The organism is Shinella sp. JR1-6 (assembly GCF_004284735.1).
Taxonomy (GTDB): Bacteria; Pseudomonadota; Alphaproteobacteria; order Rhizobiales; family Rhizobiaceae; genus Shinella.
In genome coordinates this window covers 1-3862 of the sequence record NZ_SHMI01000077.1, presented here as the reverse complement: position 1 = coordinate 3862, position 3862 = coordinate 1, and the positions used below count along the sequence as shown (strand labels likewise).

The following is a 3862-nucleotide window of genomic DNA, read 5'->3' as shown; positions in this document are numbered from 1 at the left end:
CGCGGGGTGGAGCAGCCCGGTAGCTCGTCAGGCTCATAACCTGAAGGCCGCAGGTTCAAATCCTGCCCCCGCAACCATCTTTACTTGCGATAACCCCGCCCCTCCGGCGGGGTTTTTCGTTTGTACCGAAAGCGTAAGGATTCCAGCGAGATCTCCGCGCACGTCGATCTCCACCTTGCCATCCACCGGCGTCAGCACGATGTCCTCGACCAGCGTCCTGATGATATCGGCGGCTTCCGTGCGCTTTTCTTCGTTCTGATCCTGCAGGGCGTCGTAGAGGCCCTGGACGCGCGAGCGGTAAAGCTGCGCCATCGAGGGATGCAGCAGAGGTGGAGGGTCATCGGCCGTCGCCAGGAACGCGGTGAGCTCTGCCTTACGGGCTTCCAAGCGCTTCATGTCGTCGACGATGGCCTCGATCGGTCCGCCGGACTTGATGGCGGTCAGCAATTTTGACAACTCACGATCAATCTTCTCGCTCTCTGCTTCGGCTGCGGCGATCTCAGCGCGACCGTCCATGCGAAGGCGATTTACCTCCTGCGTGAAGACCTCGCAGAACCTGGCGAACAGCGCCGGGTCGACGAGCCGGGTGCGCAGGGCATTCAGGACGCGGGATTCCAGCTCATCGCGGCGGATGTTGACCCGATTGTCGCAGGTGCCCTTGTTCCGCGCCGTGGAGCAGCCGATCAACGTCGCGGAGATCGCCGAATAGCCCCCACCGCAGCACGCGCATTTGGTGAGACCCGAGAAGAGGTACTTCGGACGCCGCCGCCGATTGACCGTCGCCACCTCGGCGCGGCCGTTCTCATCCCGGGCGAGCCGGTTTTTGGCCTGGCGCGCTTTCACGGTTTCCCAGAGCTCGTCGTCTAGAATGCGCAGCTCCGGAACGTCCTGGATCACCCATTCCTCTTCCGGATTTGGCCGGGCCTGTCGCTTGCCCGTGTCGGGGTCCTTTACGAAGCGCTGACGGTTCCAGACGATCTTGCCGACATACATTTCGTTGTTGAGGATGCCGTTTCCACGCTTCGGATTACCGTTGATCGTGCTGAAGCCCCAATCCCCACCTGACGGGGCGGGGATGCCTTCCCTGTTGAGCGCGAAGGCGATCGTCTTGGCCGACTTGCCCGCGGCATAGTCCCGGAAGATGCGCCGAACAACCTCAGCCTGCGCCTCGTTGATCGTTCGGTCGCCTCTTATGGGTTCGCCATTGCCATCGAGCTTCTTGACGACGTCATAACCATAGGCGTTGCCACCGCCCGACTTGCCAGCTTCGACGCGGCCGCGCTGCCCACGGCGGGTCTTGTCTGCCAGATCCTTGAGAAACAGTGCGTTCATCGTGCCCTTCAGGCCGACATGCAGGTGCGAAACCTCTCCCTCTGACAGGGTAAAGATCTTCACGTCCGAATAGGACATTTGTTGGTTTCCACGCAGAACTGAGCCGGTTAGGCACGTAATTTCCATTGAGAATTGAGCCATGTGAACCTTCCCCCAACGCGGTGAGCGACGGGGGCAACGGAGTGATCCACATGGGACTTTTAAACATCATCCGTCGGATGGCATTGCGTGAGAAGCTGTCGGTGCGCGAGATCAGCCGACGAACCGGATTGTCGCGCAATACGATCGCGAAGTATCTGAGCGCTGGCACGATCGAGCCGAAGTTCACGGTACCGGAACGACCGAGCAAGCTTGATCCGTTCGCCGACAAACTCGCTGGCTGGCTGAAGACCGAGGCCGGGAGATCACGCAAGCAGCGCCGAACGCTGAAGCAACTTCATGCCGATCTGATGGCGCTGGGCTTCACCGGCTCCTACGGTCGGGTCGCCGCGTTCGCCCGGGAGTGGCGGATTGAGCAGCAGACGGCGGGCCGCGGCATATTTGTTCCGCTGTCGTTCCGCCCGGGCGAAGCATTCCAGTTCGATTGGAGTGAGGACTATGCCGTGATCGGCGGCGAGCGCACGAAGCTTCAGGTCGCCCACATCAAGCTATCGCACAGTCGAGCTTTTCTGATCAGGGCCTACCTGCTGCAAACCCACGAGATGCTCTTTGACGCTCACTGGCACGGCTTCCGAATCTTCGGGGCATACCTAGTCGCGGCATCTACGATAACATGAAGACGGCGGTCGATCGCGTCGGCCTGTCAGTACCGGAGCAATACTCCCCAATAGTGCCGTTTGAATCTTCCCCAGGTGCTGCGGCCGCCGGTCTTCCGGGGCGCGCCCCGGAAGACCGGTGGAGTTGCCCCCAAAAGACCGGACATGCTCAGGTTTGAGATTGCGAGTTGATGAACTCGCGCGGGGATTGATATCCTAACGCCTTGTGCGGGTGAAGATTATTGTAATGGTCGAACCAGACCGGCAACTGTGCCATGACGGTTTCGGCATCCGGGGTGGGGTTCACCGCCACGTAATCGCGCTTGAAGGTTTTGACGAAGGCCTCGGCCATGCCGTTCGATTGCGGGCTGCGCACCGGCGTCGTGCACGGTTCCATGCCGATGTCGCGGAGCAAGGACGCGGTGTCCCTGGCGATGAAGCAGGAGCCGTTGTCGGTGAGCCATTCGATGGGCTCGGACAACATGTTGATGCGGCCAAAGCGGTTCTCGACGGCGGTGATCACGAGGTCCTGCACGTCCTTGCTCTTGATGCCCTCGGTGGTGGCAACATGGGCGATGGCCTCGCGGTCGCAGCAATCGAGGGCGAAGGCGACCCTGACCTTCTCCTTGTTGTCGCAGCCGATCTCGAAGCCGTCGGAGCACCATCTGATATTCGAGCGTTCGACAGCGACCTGACCGTCATGGCGGCGATCATCGGCCGCTCCAGTGTGGCGCACCAACAGCAGATCATGCACCTTCATGACCCGATAGACGCGCTTGGCATTGGGCCACGAATGCCCGACCTTGCGGGCGTTGCGGCGCAGAATGGCATGGACACGCCGATAGCCGTAGGTGGGCATGTCGGCGATGATGGCCTTGATTTTCTCCACCAGTTCCCGATCCGGGAGTGGCGGGCGTCCTCTGGCTCTGGAAGGGGAGCCTGCGGCACGCGCAACGATATTCGACCGGGCGACACCCAACGTCTCGCAGACGGTCTTCATCCTAAAATCCCTCTCGGAAGAGAGAGCGAGCGCAACATCTGTTTTTTTGAGCCGGTGGCGATTTCGAGGGCTTCCTTGAGGATTTCGCCTTCCATCGTCTTCTTGCCCAACAGGCGTTGCAACTCCTTTACCTGGTTCTGGAGCGCCCGGTATTCGGAGGCCGGGACAACCTCCTCTTCGGCGGCCGTCGCCGTCAGCGCGCCTTGTGACGCCAGCTTGCGCCAGGCGAACAACTGGTTCGGCTGGATGCCATGTCGTCGCGCGACGATGCTCACCGTCGCATCCGGCTCGTAGGTTTCCTGGATAATGGCCAGCTTCTCCGCTGTGCTCCAGCGCCGCCGCCGTTCAGGCCCGGAAAGGACCTGCATCTTATGGGTGGTGATAGTCATAGTACCAACATTACTTCTGTGGTTGCCGTCCGTTGCGCAAGAAATTTCCAACCCTTCTGACGTGTGATCGAGTGCGGTCTTCTGTCAGGCCTTTTATTGCGGCACTTCGAAAGACCGCTGGCCGGTATGGTGATCTGCGGATTGGGTCCAAATCTCCTACACGGGCTACAGACCCTGAGTAATGTTCTGGTTTTCCCAATCCCGATCGGTTCGATCATGCGCCCATTCAGGTCGTCGACTTCTCACACCTCATCGCCGGCTCTGCTACTCGCAGCCGGTTCTTGTCAGGCCACAACCAACGCCTGGTTCCGATAATCCTCCTGCTTCATCAACATTGCCCATATTCTTCGGGCCATCTTGTTCGCCAGTGCAATCGCTACCAGCAT

At 60.3% G+C, this 3862-nt stretch carries 2 protein-coding genes, 1 tRNA gene and 2 pseudogenes; 3 read left to right on the top strand and 2 right to left on the bottom strand.

Annotated features, from left to right (window positions below):
* Both EXZ48_RS34070 and EXZ48_RS35730 read left to right on the top strand, forming a co-directional pair.
* A tRNA-Met gene (locus EXZ48_RS34070) sits at window positions 1-77 on the top strand.
* Between the two features lie 43 nt (window positions 78-120).
* On the top strand, window positions 121-453 hold the full coding sequence (locus EXZ48_RS35730) for a hypothetical protein (RefSeq protein WP_245462437.1): 333 nt from the start codon (window positions 121-123) through the stop codon (window positions 451-453).
* A gap of 147 nt (window positions 454-600) precedes the next feature.
* Here the strand turns inward: EXZ48_RS35730 and EXZ48_RS35725 are convergent.
* A pseudogene (locus tag EXZ48_RS35725) lies at window positions 601-1332 on the bottom strand (recombinase family protein); the annotation flags it as partial.
* Between the two features lie 191 nt (window positions 1333-1523).
* Here EXZ48_RS35725 and istA point away from each other — a divergent pair.
* Window positions 1524-2131: pseudogene (gene istA / locus EXZ48_RS34060) on the top strand (IS21 family transposase); the annotation flags it as partial.
* Between the two features lie 125 nt (window positions 2132-2256).
* Here the strand turns inward: istA and EXZ48_RS34055 are convergent.
* A protein-coding gene (locus tag EXZ48_RS34055) for an IS3 family transposase (RefSeq protein WP_371687693.1) occupies window positions 2257-3455 on the bottom strand; the annotation gives its coding sequence in 2 pieces (ribosomal slippage) (window positions 2257-3141 and window positions 3144-3455; 1197 coding nt in all).
* Window positions 3456-3862 lie beyond the last annotated feature (407 nt).